The organism is Pseudomonas sp. HC1(2025), assembly GCF_058742075.1.
On the sequence record NZ_CP196017.1, the window covers coordinates 3,061,390 to 3,081,240 of the forward strand.

General features: G+C 60.4%; 19 protein-coding genes. 12 read left to right on the forward strand and 7 right to left on the reverse strand.

The annotated features are described in order from the left end of the window. Positions 1-69: 69 nt before the first annotated feature. Complete coding sequence (locus ACSSVH_RS13705; RefSeq protein ID WP_169953275.1) at positions 70-285, forward strand: DUF2970 domain-containing protein; 216 nt, start codon at positions 70-72, stop codon at positions 283-285. A gap of 6 nt (positions 286-291) precedes the next feature. Here ACSSVH_RS13705 and ACSSVH_RS13710 read toward each other — a convergent pair whose 3' ends face one another. Continuing rightward, positions 292-1,371, reverse strand: a complete 1,080-nt coding sequence (locus ACSSVH_RS13710) for an ABC transporter substrate-binding protein (RefSeq protein ID WP_492633323.1) — start codon at positions 1,369-1,371, stop codon at positions 292-294. Positions 1,372-1,823: 452 nt separating this feature from the next. Here ACSSVH_RS13710 and ACSSVH_RS13715 point away from each other — a divergent pair, with 452 nt between their 5' ends. Further along, a complete protein-coding gene (locus ACSSVH_RS13715) occupies positions 1,824-3,482 on the forward strand; it encodes a nitrite/sulfite reductase (RefSeq protein ID WP_170057256.1) in 1,659 nt (552 codons plus the stop codon). Beyond that, positions 3,466-3,960, forward strand: coding sequence for a DUF934 domain-containing protein (locus ACSSVH_RS13720; protein ID WP_169953269.1), 495 nt, complete (start codon positions 3,466-3,468; stop codon positions 3,958-3,960). Before ACSSVH_RS13715 ends, ACSSVH_RS13720 begins: the two co-directional genes overlap by 17 nt. 122 nt (positions 3,961-4,082) lie before the next feature. Here ACSSVH_RS13720 and ACSSVH_RS13725 read toward each other — a convergent pair whose 3' ends face one another. Then, complete coding sequence (locus ACSSVH_RS13725) at positions 4,083-4,640, reverse strand: NADPH-dependent FMN reductase (RefSeq protein ID WP_492633324.1); 558 nt, start codon at positions 4,638-4,640, stop codon at positions 4,083-4,085. Between the two features lie 215 nt (positions 4,641-4,855). Between ACSSVH_RS13725 and ACSSVH_RS13730 the strand changes: the two genes are divergently transcribed. Beyond that, the gene (locus ACSSVH_RS13730) at positions 4,856-5,080 is read left to right on the forward strand and encodes a hypothetical protein (RefSeq protein WP_170041309.1); all 225 of its coding nucleotides are present in this window, start codon (positions 4,856-4,858) and stop codon (positions 5,078-5,080) included. Positions 5,081-5,172: 92 nt separating this feature from the next. Beyond that, complete coding sequence (locus tag ACSSVH_RS13735) at positions 5,173-6,063, forward strand: LysR substrate-binding domain-containing protein (protein ID WP_169953263.1); 891 nt, start codon at positions 5,173-5,175, stop codon at positions 6,061-6,063. A gap of 3 nt (positions 6,064-6,066) precedes the next feature. Here ACSSVH_RS13735 and ACSSVH_RS13740 read toward each other — a convergent pair whose 3' ends face one another. The 3 genes from ACSSVH_RS13740 to dnaQ all read right to left on the reverse strand — a co-directional run bounded on the left by ACSSVH_RS13740 (position 6,067) and on the right by dnaQ (position 9,763). After that, positions 6,067-6,618 carry a GNAT family N-acetyltransferase gene (locus tag ACSSVH_RS13740; protein WP_169953322.1) on the reverse strand — a complete coding sequence of 184 codons (552 nt, stop codon included), beginning with the start codon at positions 6,616-6,618 and terminating at the stop codon, positions 6,067-6,069. 20 nt (positions 6,619-6,638) lie between these two features. After that, a complete protein-coding gene (locus ACSSVH_RS13745) occupies positions 6,639-8,894 on the reverse strand; it encodes an Orn/Lys/Arg family decarboxylase (RefSeq protein ID WP_170041308.1) in 2,256 nt (751 codons plus the stop codon). A 128-nt stretch (positions 8,895-9,022) separates the two neighbouring features. Next, a complete protein-coding gene (gene dnaQ / locus ACSSVH_RS13750; RefSeq protein WP_162947798.1) occupies positions 9,023-9,763 on the reverse strand; it encodes a DNA polymerase III subunit epsilon in 741 nt (246 codons plus the stop codon). Positions 9,764-9,964: 201 nt separating this feature from the next. On the opposite strand from dnaQ, the gene ACSSVH_RS13755 reads away from it, so the two are divergent. Together ACSSVH_RS13755 and ACSSVH_RS13760 are read left to right on the forward strand one after the other, a co-directional pair. After that, positions 9,965-10,270, forward strand: coding sequence for a DUF2388 domain-containing protein (locus ACSSVH_RS13755; protein WP_169953260.1), 306 nt, complete (start codon positions 9,965-9,967; stop codon positions 10,268-10,270). 19 nt (positions 10,271-10,289) lie between these two features. Continuing rightward, positions 10,290-11,231, forward strand: a complete 942-nt coding sequence (locus ACSSVH_RS13760) for a glycerophosphodiester phosphodiesterase family protein (RefSeq protein ID WP_172311527.1) — start codon at positions 10,290-10,292, stop codon at positions 11,229-11,231. 3 nt (positions 11,232-11,234) lie between these two features. Here the strand turns inward: ACSSVH_RS13760 and rnhA are convergent, their stop codons facing one another. Further along, positions 11,235-11,687 (reverse strand): ribonuclease HI, encoded by a 453-nt coding sequence (gene rnhA / locus ACSSVH_RS13765; protein WP_029291380.1) that lies wholly within the window; start codon positions 11,685-11,687, stop codon positions 11,235-11,237. An 85-nt stretch (positions 11,688-11,772) separates the two neighbouring features. Next, the gene (locus ACSSVH_RS13770) at positions 11,773-12,531 is read right to left on the reverse strand and encodes a class I SAM-dependent methyltransferase (protein WP_169953256.1); all 759 of its coding nucleotides are present in this window, start codon (positions 12,529-12,531) and stop codon (positions 11,773-11,775) included. 65 nt (positions 12,532-12,596) lie between these two features. Between ACSSVH_RS13770 and gloB the strand changes: the two genes are divergently transcribed. The 5 genes from gloB (at position 12,597) to ACSSVH_RS13795 (ending at position 19,850) form a co-directional block, all read left to right on the forward strand. Further along, on the forward strand, positions 12,597-13,364 hold the full coding sequence (gene gloB, locus ACSSVH_RS13775) for a hydroxyacylglutathione hydrolase (RefSeq protein ID WP_172311529.1): 768 nt from the start codon (positions 12,597-12,599) through the stop codon (positions 13,362-13,364). A 98-nt stretch (positions 13,365-13,462) separates the two neighbouring features. Next, positions 13,463-14,875 (forward strand): lytic transglycosylase domain-containing protein, encoded by a 1,413-nt coding sequence (locus ACSSVH_RS13780; RefSeq protein ID WP_169953252.1) that lies wholly within the window; start codon positions 13,463-13,465, stop codon positions 14,873-14,875. Between the two features lie 235 nt (positions 14,876-15,110). Next, positions 15,111-16,940, forward strand: coding sequence for an extracellular solute-binding protein (locus ACSSVH_RS13785; RefSeq protein ID WP_170041305.1), 1,830 nt, complete (start codon positions 15,111-15,113; stop codon positions 16,938-16,940). After that, complete coding sequence (locus ACSSVH_RS13790; protein WP_492633325.1) at positions 16,937-18,775, forward strand: extracellular solute-binding protein; 1,839 nt, start codon at positions 16,937-16,939, stop codon at positions 18,773-18,775. The genes ACSSVH_RS13785 and ACSSVH_RS13790 overlap by 4 nt, the downstream gene beginning before the upstream one ends. Position 18,776: 1 nt before the next feature. Continuing rightward, the gene (locus tag ACSSVH_RS13795) at positions 18,777-19,850 is read left to right on the forward strand and encodes a microcin C ABC transporter permease YejB (protein ID WP_492633326.1); all 1,074 of its coding nucleotides are present in this window, start codon (positions 18,777-18,779) and stop codon (positions 19,848-19,850) included. Position 19,851: the final 1 nt, after the last annotated feature.

A 19,851-nucleotide genomic window follows, 5' to 3' on the forward strand; every position in this document is an offset into this window, starting at 1 on the left:
GGCCAATCGCGGTAACTACGTCTATCCTGTTGGGAGCAGCAACTCCCCCCAGACCTCGCAGGAGGACTCATGGACGACCCGAACAACAAACCGCCGACCTTCTGGCAGATGCTTCATAGCGTGATGGCTGCTGCATTTGGCGTGCAGAGCGGGAAGAACCGCGCGCGGGATTTTACCCATGGCAAGCCCAGCCATTTTGTCGTGCTGGGCATTTTGTTTACCGCCGTATTTGCCCTGGCGCTCTTTGCCATCGTCAAGCTGGTGCTGCATCTGGCCGGGGTCTAGGCCCGGTCACTTCAACAGCAACTGCATGCTGAAGGGGTATTGGTAGGCCGCAGGCTTGCCCTGGGCCGACAGTGCACGAAAATCCACACCGTCGCCCTCGTGGTTACGCAGGTCCAGCAAGCGCTGGGCCTGTGGCCCGTCAATCAGTTGGAACAGTTTCACCTGGCGCTCGCGCCCGCCATGGCTTTGGATGTCCACGCCCACGGCATCGTCGTGCAGCAGCACCATGGCCCAGCCACCGACCGTAAAGTGCCCGGCCACCAGCGCACTGATCCGCCCTTGCAGCCGCGCCTGGAGGACATCGGGAGAGCTGTTGATCGCGCTGAACAACACGTCCTTGCCGGGTGCACGGCCACTGCCATTCAAGGCCTGCATGGCGCCGAGGGCCATTTCATCATTGGCCGACCAGACCAGGGTAGCCCGGGGGTAGCGCTTGAACATCTGGGTCGCCTGCTCGAATGCGCGCTGGCGGCTCCATTCGCCATACACCAACTGGCGCAGATGCACTTCGGGGTGTTCGCGCAAGGCCCGCTGCAAGCCCTGCTCGCGCGCCTGAGAGGTCGGTGTGTACTTGGCGCCGGAAAACGCCAGCAACTCAAGGGTGCCACCGGACGGCACAGGGCCATGTTGACGCAGCAGCTCCTTGAGCATCAGGTACCCGCCCTCCTCGTCGTTGGTCGTGAGGCTGCCCATCCAGTTCGGGTACTTCCCGGCGTCCAGCAGTTGCATCTGGTTCGGGGTCAGGGCGTTATTGACCAACAGTAGCTTGACCTGGCTACCCTGGGCCATGCGCAGGATCTGCGGGGCGATGTACTGCTCGTTGACCAGCACCAGGTAATCCGGGCGCTGCGGGCCCTGCAATGCTTCGCGGGCCTGCAGCAAGGTGTTTTGCGGATCACGCTCGGAATAACGCACGCGTAAATCCAGGCCGAGGTCCTTGGCCGCGGCCTGCATGAATTGCGCATAGCTGATCCAGAAGGTTTCAGTAGACAGACCTGGGTTGAGAAACACCACCGCCGTTGCATGGGCCATCGTCCCGAACGCCATCCCCACCCACCACAAGCACCCGCAGAGAACCTTCAACATTACTGCCCGAACCCCGGAAATTGACAGATCATAATAGTGGCAATAAGCCTTTTGATCTTGGCTATTTAACGGCAGATCGGACAGTTTGGTGGCGATCAGTTCCCTTTACTGATGGCTGACCCAGAACACGGCGGTGGAAACCACCAGGATAATCAGGAACAGAATCGCCCAGGCGTCCACGGTACTGTCGGGTTTACGGGCTTTGGTTGGATTGCTCATCGCATCGCCTCTTGTCGGTTTTATGGCTGATTGCATTAAGACTCGTCCACAGTAAAGTCGATGATTGCCCGCATGACAAATGTGGGTATCGCGATAACCGTTCTCATTAGTCGATTTGGTTCTTTGCATATACTAAAACATCACTTTTGCGCATAAACGCAAGCTGGTATCGTGCGCCGGCTCCGTTGGGAGTGCGCGGCCGTGCGCGCAGATTTGCCGAGAACAGGACCTATATGTACGTATACGACGAATACGATCAGCGCATCATCGAGGACCGCGTCAAGCAGTTCCGTGATCAGACCCGACGCTATCTGGCAGGTGAACTGAGCGAAGAAGAGTTCCGCCCTCTGCGCCTGCAAAATGGCCTTTACGTTCAGCGCTTTGCGCCGATGCTGCGGGTGGCCGTGCCTTACGGCCAACTGACTTCGCGCCAGACGCGCATGATGGCCAAGATCGCCCGTGACTTCGACAAGGGCTACGCCCATATCAGCACCCGCCAGAACGTGCAGTTCAACTGGCCGGCCCTGGAAGACGTGCCGGACATCCTGGCTGAACTGGCCACCGTGCAGATGCACGCCATTCAGACCAGCGGTAACTGCCTGCGCAACGTGACCACCGACCAGTTCGCTGGCGTGGCCGCCGATGAAGTGATCGACCCGCGCCCTTGGTGCGAGATTGTTCGTCAGTGGACCACGTTCCACCCGGAATTTGCCTACCTGCCGCGTAAATTCAAGATCGCCATCAATGGCTCGACGTCTGACCGCGCCGCGATCGAAGTCCACGACATCGGCCTGGAGCCGGTGTACAACGCCGCAGGCGAACTGGGCTTCCGCGTCCTGGTGGGCGGCGGCCTGGGGCGCACCCCGGTGGTCGGCGCGTTCATCAATGAATTTTTGCCTTGGCAAGACCTGTTGAGCTACCTCGACGCCATCCTGCGTGTGTACAACCGCTATGGCCGCCGTGACAACAAGTACAAGGCGCGCATCAAGATCCTGGTCAAGGCCCTCACCCCCGAGGTATTTGCCCAGAAGGTCGACGCCGAGATGGAACACCTGCGCGGCGGCCAGACCACTCTGACCGACGCCGAAGTGCATCGGGTGGCCAAGCACTTCGTCGATCCGGACTACAAGGCCCTGGGCAACCAGGCTGCCGAACTGGCGGCGCTCGACCAGCAGCACCCAGGCTTTGCCCGCTGGCGCACGCGCAACACCCTGGCGCACAAGCAGCCGGGGTATGTCGCAGTGACCCTGTCGCTCAAACCGACCGGGGTAGCGCCTGGCGATATCACCGACAAGCAACTGGACGCCGTTGCTGACCTGGCCGACCGCTACAGCTTTGGCCAACTGCGCACCTCCCACGAGCAGAACATCATCCTTGCGGACGTTGAACAGAGCCAATTGTTCACCCTATGGGGCGAGCTGCGCGAAGGTGGTTTCGCCACGCCGAACATCGGCCTGCTGACCGATATCATCTGCTGCCCGGGTGGCGACTTCTGCTCCCTGGCCAACGCCAAGTCAATTCCCATTGCCGAATCGATCCAGCGCCGTTTCGACGACCTGGACTACCTGTTCGACATTGGCGAGCTGGACTTGAACATCTCCGGCTGCATGAACGCCTGTGGCCACCACCACGTTGGCCACATCGGCATCCTCGGGGTGGACAAGAAAGGCGAAGAATTCTACCAAGTGTCCCTGGGTGGCAGCGCCAGCCGCGATGCGAGCCTGGGCAAGATCCTCGGCCCATCCTTCGCCCAGGAAGCCATGCCCGAGGTGATCGGCAAGCTGATCGACGTCTACGTCGAGCAGCGCACCGAAGATGAGCGCTTCATCGATACCTACCAGCGCATCGGCATTGACCTGTTCAAGGAGCGCGTCTATGCAGCGAATCATTAAGAACAACCAAGTCGTCGACGAAACCTGGCACCTGCTGCCCAAGGATGCGTCGTTCGATGGCATCTCCAACTGTGACGACCTGATCGTGCCGCTGGCCTTGTGGCGTGAACACGGGCACGCCCTCAAGGCCCGTGATGGTGGCCTGGGCGTGTGGCTGGACGCCGATGAAGAAGCCGAAGAGATTGGCGCCGACGTGGAACACTTCCAGGTCATCGCCCTGAACTTCCCGGCCTTCACCGACGGGCGCAACTACTCCAACGCGCGCCTGCTGCGTGACCGTTATGGCTACAAGGGCGAACTACGGGCGATTGGCGATGTGCTGCGCGACCAGCTGTTCTACCTGCACCGCTGCGGGTTTGACGCCTACGCCTTGCGCGCCGACAAAGACCCGTATGAAGCGCTGGAAAGCCTCAAGGACTTCTCGGTGACGTACCAGGCGGCTACGGATGAACCGTTGCCGCTATTCCGTCGTCGCTAGACCCTGATGCGAAACAAAAAGCCCCGAAACCTGGCTCGCAGGTTTCGGGGCTTTTTTATGCGCGGCGCAAGGGCCATGGGCGCGAGGGCGAAACCGGCCTAGCAGGCAACGGGCAGATCTGCTCAGCCCTTCTGCTTGGCGACCCAGCGACCGTAGGCATCGATGAACGCCTGCAGGAACGGCTGGGTTTTCTCCGACAGCTTGCCCGACTCATCAAACGCACTGCCCGCGCCACCCAGGTAGGCTTCCGGCTGCTGCATGCACGGCACATCCAGAAACACCAGGGACTGGCGCAAATGATGGTTGGCACCAAAGCCACCAATCGCCCCCGGCGAAACGCTGATGACCGCACCTGGCTTGCCGCTCCAGACGCTCTTGCCGTATGGGCGCGAGCCTACATCAATGGCATTTTTCAAGGCCGCCGGCACCGAACGGTTGTATTCAGGAGTGACGAACAGCACCCCATCGGCCGCCGCCACCTGCTGGCGGAACGTGGTGTAGGTCGCAGGCGGCGTTGCGCTATCAAGGTCTTCGTTGTAGAGCGGCAATTCGCCAAGTTCGACGATGCTGAGCTTGAGGTTGGCCGGCGCCAACTGCGCCAATGCCTGGGCGACCTTGCGGTTGATCGACTCTTTTCTCAAGCTGCCGACCAGTACGGCAATCGTGTAGACCTTGCTCATGGGGCTTTCCTGACATCTGACTAAGGGAATTTGTAGTTATAGAGCCTTCGCCGGGCGATCACCAGCAGGTAGTAGCCAATCGGCGGATGTTTTTGTTTGTAGGAAAAATAAGCGGAATATCAACGAATAGTATTTTTTCTATGTAGGTAAACTACCCGCGTTAAAGACGGTCTACAGAACCGCAAATCGGTGTTTTCTCCAGAGGTTCTAAACAGATGGCAGCAGTACTTGTCGGACAATTCCATGCTCGTGACGCGGAAGGCCGCGTTTATTCCGTGCATGAATTCCAGGACTCCACTCCGTCGGACGGTGGTTCAGAACCTGTAATCTCCTACAAACTGGCGATTGGTGACCGGGTCAACAAAGTTGATGACAACACCTTCGTCCTGGTTCAGTCGCAGATCTCCCTGACCCGCGAACCCGAAAACACGCCTGTTTGATAAGGCTGTGCCTCCAGGCAGAAGTCATATGAACGGAGTTGGGTTAGGATTCACCCGGTGAATCCCTTACCTGCTGAACATGGACTTCATGCATGCGTTTACGTCATATCGAAGTGATTCAAGCCATTTTGCAGACCGGACACCTCGGCACCGCCGCCGAATGGTTGCAATTGGCTGTGTCCGATGTGGACGCCACCCTCAAGGACGCTGAACAGCAACTGGGCTTCATGCTGTTCGCCAGCGTCCGCGGACGGTTGCAGGCCACCCGTGAAACCCTGGCCATGCAGGCACAGATCGCCCACCTCTACGAGGCCCTGGAACCGATCCAGCGCCTGGCCAGCAGCCTCAAGCACCATCACGCCCCGCCGTTGCGCACGCTGTGTACGCCGCCCTTGGCCAACCAACTGCTGCCGCAAAGCATCGCGTTGTTGCGCCGCCGTTTCCAGGACACGCCCTGCAACCTTTCCAGCCAACCGACCCGTGACATCGTCAAGAGCCTGTTGCTGCATGAGGCCGACCTGGGCCTGAGCCTGCATGACCCCGAACACCCGCAAATCACCAGCACCGTGCTGGCCCAAGGCAAGCTGCAACTGCTGGCGCCCCATGGCTGGCTCAAGCCACGGCAGAAATACATCGCCCTGCAAGAACTGGCCGGCCAGTCGATGATCGGCCTGGAGGGCCAGGACCCGCTGAGCCAGTTGCTGGACAGTAAGTTGCAAGCGCTGCGGCCGTTGCCAGTGATCCAGACACGGGTGCAGACCTACCAGATGATGCGCAGCATGGTCGAGGCCGGCGAAGGGCTGGCGGTGGTCGATCCGTTCACTGCCAGCGGCGCGCGGGAGGCGGGGCTGGATACCTGCCCGCTGTCACCGCCGATCCTGGTGAGCCTGTATGGGTTGACGGTCAGGGACAGCAGCCCGAGCCCGGCGCTGAATGCATTGCTGGAGATTGTCACGCAGAAGGCCCAAGACCTGCTGTCTTGAGTGTCAGCTGAACAAGCGATACCAGAAAATCGCCACTTCCCGCGTCTGTGGATCAATCCCGCGATAACGCAGGTGGTCGATACCGCCCATGACGTAGCCGCTGCGTTCATACAATCGGCACGCTCCCAGGTTATTGTTCTGGGTCTCCAGCATCATCCCCGGCAGGTTTTTCTTGCGGCTCCAGAACTGCGCCACATCAAGCAGGGCCTTGGCCACGCCATGCCGGCGGGCTGGGAGCACCACCGCCAACTCATCGACATGGGCATAACCGTTCCAATTGGTACTGACGACGATATGGCCCACCGGTCGATCATCCAGGTACGCCATGAATACCGCGCTGTCGCTGGCATTGCGGTAGCTGGCGAACTCCTCGGGGTCGATGCCGTAGCATTTGCGGTACGGCAAAATCTGCTCCACCGCCCACTGATCGACAGGCTTGCCCAGTTCGGGCGTGCCATACACGCACACCTCGAAGCTGAAATCATTGCCCCATACGTAGGCGTCAAATCCCTCGTCGGCGACTCGTACACTGAGCCCCGGGTACTTCGGATTCATTACAGCTTGCATAACCATCCTTAACACTTGATGCAATCGACGGTGTAACAACGACCGTTGCCGTCGTCTTCGTGTTGTAAGCCATGCACATCGGCGACAAACCCTGGGAAACTGCTATCGAACTCCCGGGCAAAGGCCAGGTAGTCAATGATCGATCGCGTCGACTCGGTAAAGCGCTCCCCCGGCATGATCAGCGGAATGCCTGGCGGATAAGGCACCAGCATCACGGCTGCGATACGCCCTGGCAAGGCATCGATGGACACGGCCTCGACTTCACCGCGCACCAACTGGTCATAGGCATCGGCCGGCTTCATGGCGATTTCCGGTAACACCGTGTACATGCGCTTGAGGTGCTTGGCCGTGGCGTTGCTGCGATAGCAGCCGTGCAATTGGTCGCACAAATCCTGCAAGCCCATGCCCTGATAGCGTGCCGGGCCTTGCTGGAACACCGATGGCAGGCAACTGGCCAGGCTGATATTGGCGTCGTAGCTGCGCTTGAACTCCAGCAGTTCGGTGAGCAGGGTACTCCACTTGCCTTTGGTAATGCCCATGGAGAACAACACCAGGAACGAATACAACCCGGTTTTTTCCACCACCAGGCCACGCTCCCAGAGGAATTTACTGACTACCGCTGCCGGAATGCCGCAGTCACTCAAGGCGCCACCCGCCGTCAAGCCGGGCATGACCAGGGTGACCTTGATCGGGTCGAGCAACACATAGTCTTCGGCGATATCCCCAAAGCCATGCCAGTCGGCCTCCGGCTGCAACAACCAGTCAGCGGTCGCGACCCGGTCGATACCGGCCACCGAGGGCGGTTGCCAGATGGAAAACCACCAATCATCGGCGGCGATGTGCTGGCGCAAATTGGCCAGGGCCCGGCGAAAGCTCAGGGCCTCATCGAACATTTCCTGAAGCAGCGAACGCCCGGCGGGCCCTTCCATCATGGCCGACGCCACATCCAGCGAGGCGATGATGCTGTACTGCGGCGAGGTAGAGATATGCATCATGAACGCCTCATTGAAACGATCACGATCCAATTGCCGCGCCCCGCCGTCCTGCACATGGATCATCGACGCCTGGCTGAACGCCGCCAGCAACTTGTGGGTCGAGTGCGTGGTGAACACCAGCGGGCTATCGGGCGTGCGCGAGGTACCCATGCCATAGCGCCCGGCGAAAAACTCGTGGAAGGCCGCGTAGGCGTACCAGGCCTCGTCAAAGTGCAGGACTTCGACGCTGTTGCCCAATTGCTGCTTGATCAACTCGGCGTTGTAACACAGGCCGTCGTAGGTCGAGTTGGTCACCACCGCCAGCTTGACCTTGGGCTCGCGACCGCGGGTCAAGGGGCTGGCCTCGATCTTTGCGCGAATCGATTCGCGGCTGAACTCGGTCAGCGGGATCGGACCGATAATCCCCAGTTCATTGCGCTCCGGGCACAAGTACAGGGGGATCGCGCCGGTCATGATGATCGAATGCAGCACCGACTTATGGCAATTGCGGTCCACCAGCACCAGGTCATCGCGCCCGACCATGGAGTGCCAGACGATCTTGTTGGCGGTGGAGGTGCCGTTGATCACAAAGAATGTGTGGTCGGCGCCAAAGTTGCGCGCCGCGCGGGCTTCGGCTTCTGCCAGGGGCCCGGTGTGATCCAGTAGCGAGCCCAGTTCCGGCACTGACACCGACAGGTCCGAACGCAGGGTATTTTCCCCAAAGAACTGATGAAACGCCTGCCCCACCGGGCTTTTGCGATAGGCCACGCCGCCACCGTGGCCGGGGGTATGCCAGGAGTAATTGGAGTCGGCTGTGTGTTGCACCAGGGCCTTGAAGAATGGCGGCAACAGGCCATCGAGGTAAGTGCGCGCCGCACGGGCCACCTGCCGGGCAAGGAACGGCACCGTGTCTTCGAACAGGTAGAGAATGCCGCGCAGTTGGTTGAGCTCGCTCATGGCATCGGCCGGGGCGTTTTCCAGGGTGACTTGCTCGCCCAGGGCAAAGATCGGCAGGTTGGGCGCACGCAGGCGTGCCAGCCGGATCAGCTCCACCATATTTTGCAGCAGATGGGTATTTTCCCCGGCGCCTTCAGCGGCGATCAGCATGCACGCCAGGCCATGATGGGTCGAGGCCACCAGCCGGCCTTCGGCGTAGTCCACAGCGGAAAAGATGCTGAAACCCTCTTGCTCCAACTCCCGGGCGATACCCCGGACCCGATCACCGGCGACGGTGTCGGCCTTGATGTCGCGGTGCACGATCAGGATCGGGAACTTCAGGTCTTTGTACATGAGGGCTTGGCGTCCTGAGGGCGATGTACTCAGGGTAGAAGCTGGGAGCGAATGTGGCGAATGGAGATAAGGTTTTTGTAGGAGCGGGCTTGCCCGCTCCCACACTTTCAGGCCGTGATGAGCCCGACTCAGTGTTGGGTCAACTGGGTCCACAAGGCTGGCGCACCCGCCGATTTGGCGATGGCTTCCAGGCGTGCCGCGTGCTCGGCCATGTCCTGCTCGCTGGCACGGATGATGGTGGTGGGCTTTCGATCTGCCGGCAGACGGCGGATTTCCGAAGGCCGGTTGCCCGAACCCTCGGCCGAACCGTTACCGTCGGAGGCGTTGCCGGCCAGGGACAGGCTGGTCTGCCCGCCGGTCATGGTCAGGTAGACGTCCGCAAGGATCTCGGAGTCGAGCAAGGCGCCGTGCAGTTCACGGCCAGAGTTGTCGACGCCATAGCGTTTGCACAAGGCATCGAGGCTGTTGCGCTGGCCCGGGTGGCGCTCACGGGCCATCATCAAGGTGTCGAGGATCGAGCAATGACGGGTGATGTCGGCCCGATCCGTCTGGCCCATCAGGGCGAATTCGTTGTTGATGAAACCAACGTCGAACGCCGCGTTATGGATGATCAACTGCGCGCCATTGATGAACTCGAAAAACTCATCGGCGACTTCCGCAAAGCGCGGCTTGCCCACCAAAAATTCGTTGGTGATGCCGTGGACGCCAATGGCGCCTTCGTCACTTTCCCGGTCCGGTTGCAGGTACACGTGGAAATGCCGGCCCGTGAGGCGGCGACCCATCAGTTCGACACAGCCGATTTCGATGATCCGGTGGCCATCGGTCACCGGCATGCCGGTGGTTTCGGTATCGAGTACAACGGATCGGATGGCCATCAGGGTTCAGCTCTCAACGGTGTGTGTATTTCAAGGGCCGGGATATTAGCACGCTCTATAACCCAAGCGCTCCATGGACAGACACCTTGCACCCTGGTCCAACAGTTTTTTACAAGGTTTAGCAAAGCTTGCGCAGTTTGCCTGCACCGCCCTTGTTAGCCTGCGCTGCTCCTTTCTATGCGTAAAAACCAGCCCATGCTCAAGCCAAAACACCTGCTCGCCCTGTGCCTGATCGGCGCCGCCACTGCCCAGGCCACCAGCTTTGTGATGACCACCGACGCCTTGGTCAGCCTCTCGATGAGTGCCACCAAAGGCACCAGCAGCAGCTTCAAGGATGACAAGGTCGTACTGGCGGCAAAGGACGATGCGGCAGCGTTTGTCGCCAGCCAGGGCAAGGTACGCGGCGTTCAGTTGGAATCGGCATTGCAGCATATTCGCCGCACCCTGCCGGATTTACGCGATACTGACGAGCAACTCGCCGGTGCGATCCTGATTCTGTGATAGATGAACGCAAACACCCATGATTGATACCCGATATCCCGTTGTACTGCTGGTCACCAGCCTTCTTTTGGCAGGTTGCGCATCCCCGCCCGCCGCCACTGGCCAGCTGCCGCAGATCGTCGCCCATCGCGGGGGCACGGCGGACTTCCCGGAAAATACCTTGCTGGCTATCGACCAGGCCTTGGCCAATAACGTGGATGTGCTATGGCTCACGGTGCAGTTGAGCCTGGACCAGGTACCGGTGTTGTATCGACCGACAGACCTGAGCGCCAATACCGACGGCACCGGCGCCGTGGCCGGAAAAACCCTGGCCCAGTTGCAACAGCTCAATGCCGGCTGGCAATTCAAGCAGGACGGGGCCAATGGCCAGGTGACCTACCCCTACCGTACCCGTCCCGTGCCGCTGCCTTCATTGCAGCAAGCGTTGACCGTAATCCCGGCTACCACGCCGATCATCCTCGATATGAAAGCCCTGCCCGCCGACACCCAGGCCAGGGCCGTGGCCCGGGTACTGGAGCAAAACCATGCGTGGGGCCGGGTGTTGATCTACTCCACGGACGCCAGCTACCAACACGCGTTTGCCCAGTACCCCCAGGCCCGCCTGTTCGAATCCAGGGACCGAACACGCGACCGCTTGGCCAACGTCGCCCTGGCCCACAACTGCCAGCCCGCCCCCGAAGCGGGAAGTTGGGTGGCGTTTGAGTATCAGCGCAAGGTCGAGCTGGTGGAAACCTTCACCCTTGGGGAAGCACGCTCACCGGTGAATGCCAAGCTATGGACAAGGCCTGCCATCGACTGTTTCCAGTCCAGGGGCAAGGTACATATCCTGGCGATTGGCATTAACACCCAAGATGATTATCGAGCAGCGGCGTGCCGTAAAATCGATGCGGTGCTGGTGGATTCGCCCCGCGCGATGCGAGGCGTGAAGCAGCAGCTCGAATGGCCGCTGCGGTGTGACTGACGGTCAGCTCTGTTTGTAACCGCGCACTTCATCCACGCCGCGATTGGCCAACTGGTCGGCCCGCTCGTTGCCTGGGTGACCGATATGCCCGCGTACCCACTTCCAGGTGATGTTGTGGCGGTTGCACTGCTCATCCAGCAACTGCCACAGGTCGGCGTTTTTTACCGGCTCTTTGGCTGCAGTTTTCCAGCCGCGCTTTTTCCAGTTGACCATCCACTCGTTGATGCCTTTCATCACGTATTGCGAGTCCGTCACCAGCAATACATCGCAACGGCGCTTGAGCTCTTCCAGGCCGCGAATGGCGCCCATCAGTTCCATGCGGTTATTGGTGGTGTTGGCTTCGCCGCCCCACAACTCCTTCTCCACGCCCTTGCACACCAGCAAGGCGCCCCAGCCGCCAGGACCAGGATTGCCCTTGCAGGCGCCGTCGGTAAAGAGTTCTACGCTATCGGTCATTACGCTATCCATCAAAGCGGGTTGCCGGTAATCGACCGGCAGCTCCCGAGGTCGAACACTGCGACCTGAATTCCAGAAAAGTGATTTATGGCTCGCTGGAGCGACGGTTGACCTTGGCCAGGGGCATCGGCACCAACTTGCCCATGGGCTCGCGCCGTACCTGGCTCACCGGCCGCAGCCCGACCACGATCTTGCGGGCCACCAGCAGGTAGAAACCGCCGCCGGACAACTGCCAGGCCCCAGCCCGGCGCTCCCAGCCAGCCAAACGGCCCTGCCACTTGGGCGAGGCAAGCGGCGGACGATAGCACCCGAAGCGGCGTTTCTCCAGCGCGAAGCCCAGCAGGTTCAACCAGTCGCTGACCCGCGAGGGCGAGATGCAGCGGGCCTGGCGCAGCGCATCATGGGCGAAGACGTGCCGCAGGCCCCATGAACTCCAGGGGTTGATACCAACGATCAACAAATGGCCGCCCGGGCGCACGGCGCTCGCCGCTTCACGCAGCAAGCCATGGGGCGACAGGCAAAAATCCAGGCCATGCTGCATCACCACTACATCGGCAGCATGCTCGCTCAAGGGCCAGGCCTGTTCCTCGCAGACAATCTCCACCCCCGGCAACGGCGCGCCCAGGCGTACATTGCGCTGCACCTGGGGCGCAGGCGGCGGATTCTGGGCCGAAGGGCCGTAGTGCACCAGGTAGCCGCCAAAGAAGCGCTCCAGCTCTTCTTCGAGCATAAGCCGCTCTTGTTCCAGCAGAAATTGCCCGATCGGCCCGGACAGCCATTCACGGGCTGCGCTGATCAAGGCCAGCCACTCGGGATCGGCCTGGGCGAACGCTTTATCAGTCATTGCATTCTCCAACTCGCCAAGACGTTCTAAGATGCACCAATGTGTTCAGCTTGGCGAATAGAAGAATGATACAGATCAGTGCCCTGCCCGCCTTCACCGATAACTACATCTGGTTGTTACAAGACCATCGCAGCCATCGCTGCGCGGTGGTCGATCCCGGTGACGCCGCGCCTGTGCTGGCGTGGCTTGAACAGCATCCAGACTGGACCCTCAGTGACATCCTGGTGACCCACCATCACCACGACCATGTCGGCGGTGTGGAGCAGCTCAAGCAAGTCTCGGGCGCCAAGGTGTATGGCCCGGCCAACGAAAAGATCCCGGCCCGTGACGTCGCGCTCAACGATAACGACCGTATCCAGGTGCTGGGCTGGGACCTCGATGTGTTCGCCGTGCCCGGACACACCTTGGGACATATAGCCTTTTATCATCACGGCTTGCTGTTCTGCGGCGACACCCTTTTCGCCGCCGGCTGCGGGCGTTTGTTCGAGGGCACGCCAGAACAGATGTACAACTCCCTGGAACGCCTGGCCGCCCTGCCAGTTGATACGCTGGTGTACTGCACCCACGAATACACACAAAGTAACCTGCGCTTTGCCCAGGCCGTGGAACCGGATAACGCAGATATCGCCGAACGTGTAGCAAAAGTCGGCGAACTGCGGGCAGCCGGCAAGATGACCTTACCGTCGACCCTGGCCCTGGAAAAATTGACTAACCCTTTCTTACGTACCGCGGAAACATCCGTTAAACAAAAAGCGGACGAGCGGAATGGCCGCGACAACCGCCCTGGGAGCGAGGTGTTTGCTAGCTTGCGGGCTTGGAAAGATACGTTCTAAGCAGACAGCTTCTGATACGAAATTTCTGAATGGTTGACCGGAACCAAAGCGCTTTCTAGAATCGCCCGACATTTTTGCCCGGAACTAACTTCCAGCCAATGTCGTCATCTATTCGTAAATCCAACCATTCAGACGCATTGACCCGCCTGGCTCAAGCCATTGCGGTGGCCGTTTCCGCAACTCTGGCGGGCTGCCAAACCACTCATTTCGCTGCACAATCCACCGTGCAACCCAAACCCGTTTTTACTGCCAAGATCAAGCAAAAACCCCTGTGGCTCTCAGAGAAGCCAAGCCCGCAGGTGCCCCAGGATGTCTGGGAGCGCATGCGCCAGGGGTTTCAATTGCAGGACGGTGTCGGCGTCAACCCGCGTATCGAGCAACAGCGCCTGTGGTTCGCCAGCAACCCATCGTTCCTGGAGAACGCCGGCGAACGCGGCAGCCTCTATATTCACTACATCGTCGAACGCCTTGAAGAACGCAACATGCCCCTGGAGCTGGCGCTGCTGCCAGTGATTGAAAGTGCCTACAACCCAATGGCCTATTCGCGCAGCGATGCGGTCGGCCTGTGGCAGTTCATCCCCTCCACCGGGCGCTACTTCAACCTGCGCCAGACCCGCGCCTATGATGGCCGCCGCGATATCACCGCCTCCACCACCGCGGCCCTGGACTATCTGACGCGTCTGCATGACATGTTCAACGGCGACTGGCTGCTGGCCCTGGCGGCCTATAACGCCGGTGAAGGCACGGTCAGCCGGGCCATCGAGCGCAACGAGAAACTCGGCCTGCCCACCGACTACTGGAACCTGCCGCTGCCCCAGGAAACCAAGGACTACGTGCCCAAGTTCCTGGCGCTGTCCCAAGTGGTGCTGGCCCCTGAGGCCTACGGCGTCAACCTGAACCCGATTGCCAACACGCCGTACTTCGAGATGGTTGAAGTCAAGCAAAGCATGGACCTGTCCCGGGTCGCCGCGCTGGCCGAGATCGACGAAGACGAACTGTTCCAGCTCAACCCGGCCTTCAAGCAACGCACCACCCTGGATGGCCCCCAGCATTTGCTGGTGCCCACCTCCAAGGCGCAATTGCTGGCCAGTAGCCTGTCCTCGATGAACCCCGAGGAATTGTTGAGCCTGCGCCCGAAAAAGCCAGTGTTTGACGAAGTCGAGCACAAGGCCGTGGCCGGCCGTTCGCGCAGCTACAAGGTCAAGAGCGGCGACAACCTGACGCTGATTGCCAAGGCCAACAAGGTCGACGTGCATGACCTGCAGCGTTGGAACAAGCTCAATGGCCAGGCCTTGAAAGTCGGCCAGACCCTGGTGATGCAGGACACCCGCAAGCTGGTGGCCAAGGCTGGCGGCAAGAAGCCGGTGCAGTACAAGGTCAAGAAAGGTGACTCGCTGTACATGGTTGCCAAGCGCTTCAACGTCGAGATGCAACATCTCAAGCGCTGGAACCCTCGCACTGGCCAGGCGTTGAAGCCGGGGCAGATGCTGGTGGTCTCCGGACCAAGATAAACCAAGCGCAAGCAGGCTTGTGTGGGAGCTGGCTGGCCTGCAATTGCATCGACGCGGTGTAACTGATTCACCGCGGTGCGTGCATCGCAGGCCAGCCAGCTCCCACATTTGATCTGTGCACCGCTCAAGATCCCGCCGCGCCTGAAAATGGCCTTTTCAACAGTCTTTTTCCAAGTGGAACAAGCTGTTACTGTACCGATCATAAAGCCCAAGCCGCCCGGATCGGATCTCTGACTTGAAGCGTCCCCTCCTTCTACTAATAAGTCTGGCCTTGAGCTTTTGCGCGAATGCGACCATTACCGAAAACCACGGTTATGCGCAGTTCGGTACGCTCAAGTACCCGGCCAAATTCACCCACTTCGATTGGGTAAACCCCGCAGCGCCCAAGGGAGGCACCTTGCGGGTCATGGCCTTTGGCACGTTTGACACCCTCAACCCCTATACTTTCAAGGGCTCAAGCCCGGTCTCCACCGCCAATTTCCTGCAATACGGGGTCAATGAGCTCAACGAGCCGCTGATGGTTGGCACCGGCCAGTACGCGCCGTCCGGCGACGAGCCCACGTCCAGCTACGGCCTGATTGCCCGATCGGTGGAGTACAGCGAAGACCGCAGTTGGGTGGTGTTCAACCTGCGCCCGCAAGCGCGTTTCCACGACGGCAAGCCCATTACCGCCGACGACGTGGCGTTTTCCTACCGCACGTTGCTGACCGAAGGCCATCCGCAATACCGCACCAACCTGCAGGAAGTGGCCCGGGTGGATGTACTCAACCCCCACCGCATTCGCTTCGTGTTCAAGCGCGCCGGCAACCCGTTGCTGATCCTGCGCCTGGGCGAGTTGCCGGTGCTGCCCCAGCATTACTGGAAAAACCGCGACTTCAAGGCCACCACCTTCGAGCCGCCGCTAGGCAGCGGGCCCTACCGGATCAGCCAGGTCCAACCGGGCCGGCAATTGGTGTTCGAACGGGTCAAGGACTATTGGGGCAAGGACCTGCCGGTCAATCGCGGTTTCTACAACTACGACAAGGTCGAAGTCGAGTTCTACCGCGACAGCGACGTGGCCTTCGAAGCATTCAAAGCCGGCGAGTTCGACATTTACATCGAACACCAGGCCAAGAACTGGGCCAATGGCTACAACTTCCCGGCAGTCAATCGCGGCGAAGTGATCAAGGCGCAGATTGCCCACCAGATCCCGACCCAGAGCCAGGGCCTGTTCATGAACAGCCGGCGCGCCACTTTCAGCCAGGCCAAGGTGCGCGAAGCGCTGGGGCTGATGTTCGATTTCGAGTGGACCAACCGCACCCTGTTCAGCGGCGCCTATAAACGCACCCTGAGCTACTACCCCAACAGCGAATTCTCCGCCAGCGGCCTGCCGGTGGGCCATGAATGGCTGATGCTTTCGCCCTACCGCGAGCAACTGCCGGCCAATCTGTTTACCCAGGCGTTCAGCCTGCCGCAGACCGAGGGGCGCGGCATCCCCCGGGAAACCTTGCGCCGGGCCCTCGGCCTACTGGCCGAAGGTGGCTGGAAACTTTCCGGGCAACGCCTGCTCAACAGCGATGGGCAGCCGCTGCGGTTTGAAATCCTGCTGGTCAACCCGAACCTGGAGCGCATCCTGCAACCGTATGTGGAAAACCTGCGCAGTATCGGCGTCGATGCGCGCTTGCGCACCGTGGACCGTGCGCAGTACAAGCAGCGCCTCGACCAGTTCGACTTCGACATGATCCTGATGACCCTCAACCAGACCCTCAGCCCCGGCCTTGAGCAGTGGCAGTACTTCCACTCCAGCCAGGCCGGGATCAAGGGCAGCAAGAACTACGCGGGCATCGCCAACCCGGTGGTCGATCACCTGCTCGAGCAGTTGCTCGCCGCCCAAACCCGCGACCAGCAAGTCGCCGCCGGCCGGGCCCTGGATCGGGTCCTGCTGTGGCAGCACTACAGTATTCCCAATTGGTATCTCAACTATCATCGCCTGGCGTACCGTAACCGGTTCGCCTTCGTGACCACGCCGCCCTACAGCCTGGGCCTGAGCGCGTGGTGGCTGAAAGCATCGGAGAAACCCCAATGATGGCTTTGCGTACTGCAATTATCAGTGGCCTGCTGTTGTGCACCCAGGCTGTTGCTGCCCCTCAACATGCCTTGACCCTGTATGACGAGCCGCCCAAGTACCCGGCCAACTTCAAGCACGTCGACTACGTCAACCCGGACGCACCCAAGGGCGGCACCTTCCGTGAGTCGGCCATGGGCAGCTTCGACAGCCTCAACCCGTTTATCAGCAAGGGCGTGCCGGCCGATAACATCACCCTGGTCTACGACACCCTGGCCCAGCAGGGCCTGGACGAACCCATCACCGAATATGGCCTGATCGCCGGCAAGATCGAAAAAGCTCCGGATAACAGCTGGGTGCGTTTTTACCTGCGGCCCGAAGCGCGCTTCCACGATGGCCATCCAGTACGTGCCGAAGATGTGGTGTTCACCTTTGAAACCCTGATCAAGCAAGGCACGCCGATCTACCGCACCTACTACGCCGACGTCGCCGAAGTGGTGGCCGAAGACCCGCTGCGGGTGTTGTTCAAGTTCAAGCACACCAGCAACCGTGAGCTGCCGTTGATCCTTGGCCAGTTGCCGGTGCTGCCCAAGCACTGGTGGGCCGGCCGTGATTTTGCCAAGAGCAGCCTGGAGGTCCCGCTGGGCAGCGGGCCGTACAAAGTGGCCGAGGTCAAGCCGGGGCGCTCGATCCGCTACGAGCGGGTCAAGGACTACTGGGGCAAGGACCTGCCGATCAACAAGGGCCTGTACAACTTCGATTACCGCATCAGCGATTACTACCGCGATAACACCGTGGCCCTGGAGGCGCTCAAGGCTGGGCAGTTCGATTACTGGCAGGAAATGACGGCCAAAAACTGGGCCAATGCCTACAACGTCCCGGCCGTGGCCGAAGGCCGGCTGATCAAGGAAGAACTGCCCAACGGCAATCCCACCGGGATGCAGGGTTTTGTGTTCAATATCCGCAAGCCAATGTTCCAGGACGTGCGGGTGCGCAAGGCTATCAGCCTGTTGATGGACTTTGAATGGACCAACAAGCAGCTGTTCAACGGCGCCTACACCCGCACCCGCAGCTATTTTGAAAACTCGGACATGGCCGCCACCGGCCTGCCGGGCCCGGCCGAGCTGGCGATTCTCGAACCGCTGCGCGGCAGCATCCCGGCGCAAGCCTTCACCCAGGCCTTCGCTCCACCGAAAACCGATGCCAGCGGCATGATCCGCACCCAGCAGCGCGAAGCCTACCAACTGTTGCAGGATGCCGGCTGGCGCATCGTTGACGACAAGATGGTCGACACCACCGGCAAGCCGGTGAGCATCGAGTTCATGCTGTTCCAGACCGACTTCGAGCGCGTCCTGCTGCCCTTCAAGCGTAACCTGGCAGACCTGGGCATCGAGCTGGTGATCCGCCGGGTCGATGTCTCGCAGTACGTCAACCGCGTGCGCTCGCGGGATTTCGACATGATGGTCGGCAGCTTCCCACAGTCCTCGTCACCGGGTAACGAGCAGCGTGAATTCTGGCAATCGGGCAGTGCCGACAACCCCGGCAGCCGCAACTACATCGGCCTCAAGGACCCGGCCATCGACGAATTGGTGGAACAGTTGATCAACGCCGACTCACGCAACAGCCTGGTGGCCCACGCCAAGGCTCTGGATCGGGTACTGCAGTTTGGCTACTACGTGATCCCCAACTGGCATATCAAAACCTACCGCGTGGCCTATTGGAATCACCTCGGCCACCCCAAGGTCCCGCCGCGCTACGACGTAGGCATCAACACCTGGTGGATCAAACCCGACACACCGCCGGCCACAACGCCACCCATCGACACCAGCGCCGACCCGGCGAGCGGAGGCGACTGACATGCTGGCTTATATTTTTCGCAGGTTGCTGCTGATCATCCCGACGCTGTTCGGCATTTTGCTGATCAACTTTGTCATCATCCAGGCCGCGCCCGGCGGCCCGGTGGAGCAAATGATCGCCAAGCTCGAAGGCTTTGAAGGCGCCACCAGCCGCATCGCCGGTGGCGGTGCCGAAGTGTCGGTGGCCGGCTCCAGCTACCGGGGGGCCCAGGGCCTGGACCCGACGCTGATCAAGGAAATCGAAAAGATGTACGGCTTCGACAAGTCGGCGCCGGAACGCTTGTGGATCATGGTCAAGAACTACGCCCAGCTGGATTTTGGCGACAGCTTCTTTCGCGATGCCAAGGTCATCGACCTGATCAAGGAGAAGATGCCGGTGTCCATCTCCCTCGGGCTGTGGAGCACTCTGATCATGTACCTGGTGTCGATCCCCCTGGGGATCGCCAAGGCCACCCGCCATGGTAGCCATTTTGACGTATGGACCAGTTCGGCAATCATCGTCGGCTATGCGATCCCGGCGTTCCTGTTTGCCATCCTGTTGATCGTGGTGTTTGCCGGTGGCAGCTATTTCGACTGGTTTCCGCTACGCGGGCTGACGTCCAACAACTTCGAGGAGCTGAGCTGGGGCGCCAAGATCCTCGACTACTTCTGGCACCTGGCGCTACCGGTCACGGCTCTGGTGATCGGTAACTTCGCCACCATGACCCTGCTGACCAAGAACAGCTTTCTCGACGAAATCAACAAGCAGTACGTAATCACCGCCAAGGCCAAGGGCCTGACCAATCACCGCGTGCTCTACGGCCACGTGTTCCGCAACGCCATGCTGCTGGTGATCGCCGGGTTCCCTTCGGCCTTTATCGGCATCTTCTTTACCGGCTCGCTGCTGGTGGAGGTGATTTTCTCCCTCGACGGCCTGGGCCTGATGAGTTTTGAAGCGGCGATCAATCGCGATTACCCGGTGGTGTTCGGCACCCTGTTTATCTTCACCCTGCTGGGCCTGGTGGTAAAACTGATGGGCGATTTGACCTACACCCTGGTCGACCCACGCATCGACTTCGAAAGCCGGGAGCATTGAG

Coding starts and splice junctions, on each gene's coding strand:
- ACSSVH_RS13730 (WP_170041309.1), top strand. CDS start 4,856: ATGGCAGCAGTACTTGTCGGACAATTCCATGCTCGTGACGCGGAAGGC.
- ACSSVH_RS13780 (WP_169953252.1), top strand. CDS start 13,463: ATGTCGTCATCTATTCGTAAATCCAACCATTCAGACGCATTGACCCGC.
- rnhA (WP_029291380.1), bottom strand. CDS start 11,687: ATGACCGATAGCGTAGAACTCTTTACCGACGGCGCCTGCAAGGGCAAT.
- ACSSVH_RS13745 (WP_170041308.1), bottom strand. CDS start 8,894: ATGTACAAAGACCTGAAGTTCCCGATCCTGATCGTGCACCGCGACATC.
- ACSSVH_RS13770 (WP_169953256.1), bottom strand. CDS start 12,531: ATGACTGATAAAGCGTTCGCCCAGGCCGATCCCGAGTGGCTGGCCTTG.
- ACSSVH_RS13735 (WP_169953263.1), top strand. CDS start 5,173: ATGCGTTTACGTCATATCGAAGTGATTCAAGCCATTTTGCAGACCGGA.
- ACSSVH_RS13740 (WP_169953322.1), bottom strand. CDS start 6,618: ATGAATCCGAAGTACCCGGGGCTCAGTGTACGAGTCGCCGACGAGGGA.
- ACSSVH_RS13710 (WP_492633323.1), bottom strand. CDS start 1,371: ATGTTGAAGGTTCTCTGCGGGTGCTTGTGGTGGGTGGGGATGGCGTTC.
- ACSSVH_RS13760 (WP_172311527.1), top strand. CDS start 10,290: ATGATTGATACCCGATATCCCGTTGTACTGCTGGTCACCAGCCTTCTT.
- ACSSVH_RS13725 (WP_492633324.1), bottom strand. CDS start 4,640: ATGAGCAAGGTCTACACGATTGCCGTACTGGTCGGCAGCTTGAGAAAA.
- gloB (WP_172311529.1), top strand. CDS start 12,597: ATGATACAGATCAGTGCCCTGCCCGCCTTCACCGATAACTACATCTGG.
- ACSSVH_RS13705 (WP_169953275.1), top strand. CDS start 70: ATGGACGACCCGAACAACAAACCGCCGACCTTCTGGCAGATGCTTCAT.
- ACSSVH_RS13795 (WP_492633326.1), top strand. CDS start 18,777: ATGCTGGCTTATATTTTTCGCAGGTTGCTGCTGATCATCCCGACGCTG.
- ACSSVH_RS13720 (WP_169953269.1), top strand. CDS start 3,466: ATGCAGCGAATCATTAAGAACAACCAAGTCGTCGACGAAACCTGGCAC.
- ACSSVH_RS13715 (WP_170057256.1), top strand. CDS start 1,824: ATGTACGTATACGACGAATACGATCAGCGCATCATCGAGGACCGCGTC.
- ACSSVH_RS13755 (WP_169953260.1), top strand. CDS start 9,965: ATGCTCAAGCCAAAACACCTGCTCGCCCTGTGCCTGATCGGCGCCGCC.
- ACSSVH_RS13790 (WP_492633325.1), top strand. CDS start 16,937: ATGATGGCTTTGCGTACTGCAATTATCAGTGGCCTGCTGTTGTGCACC.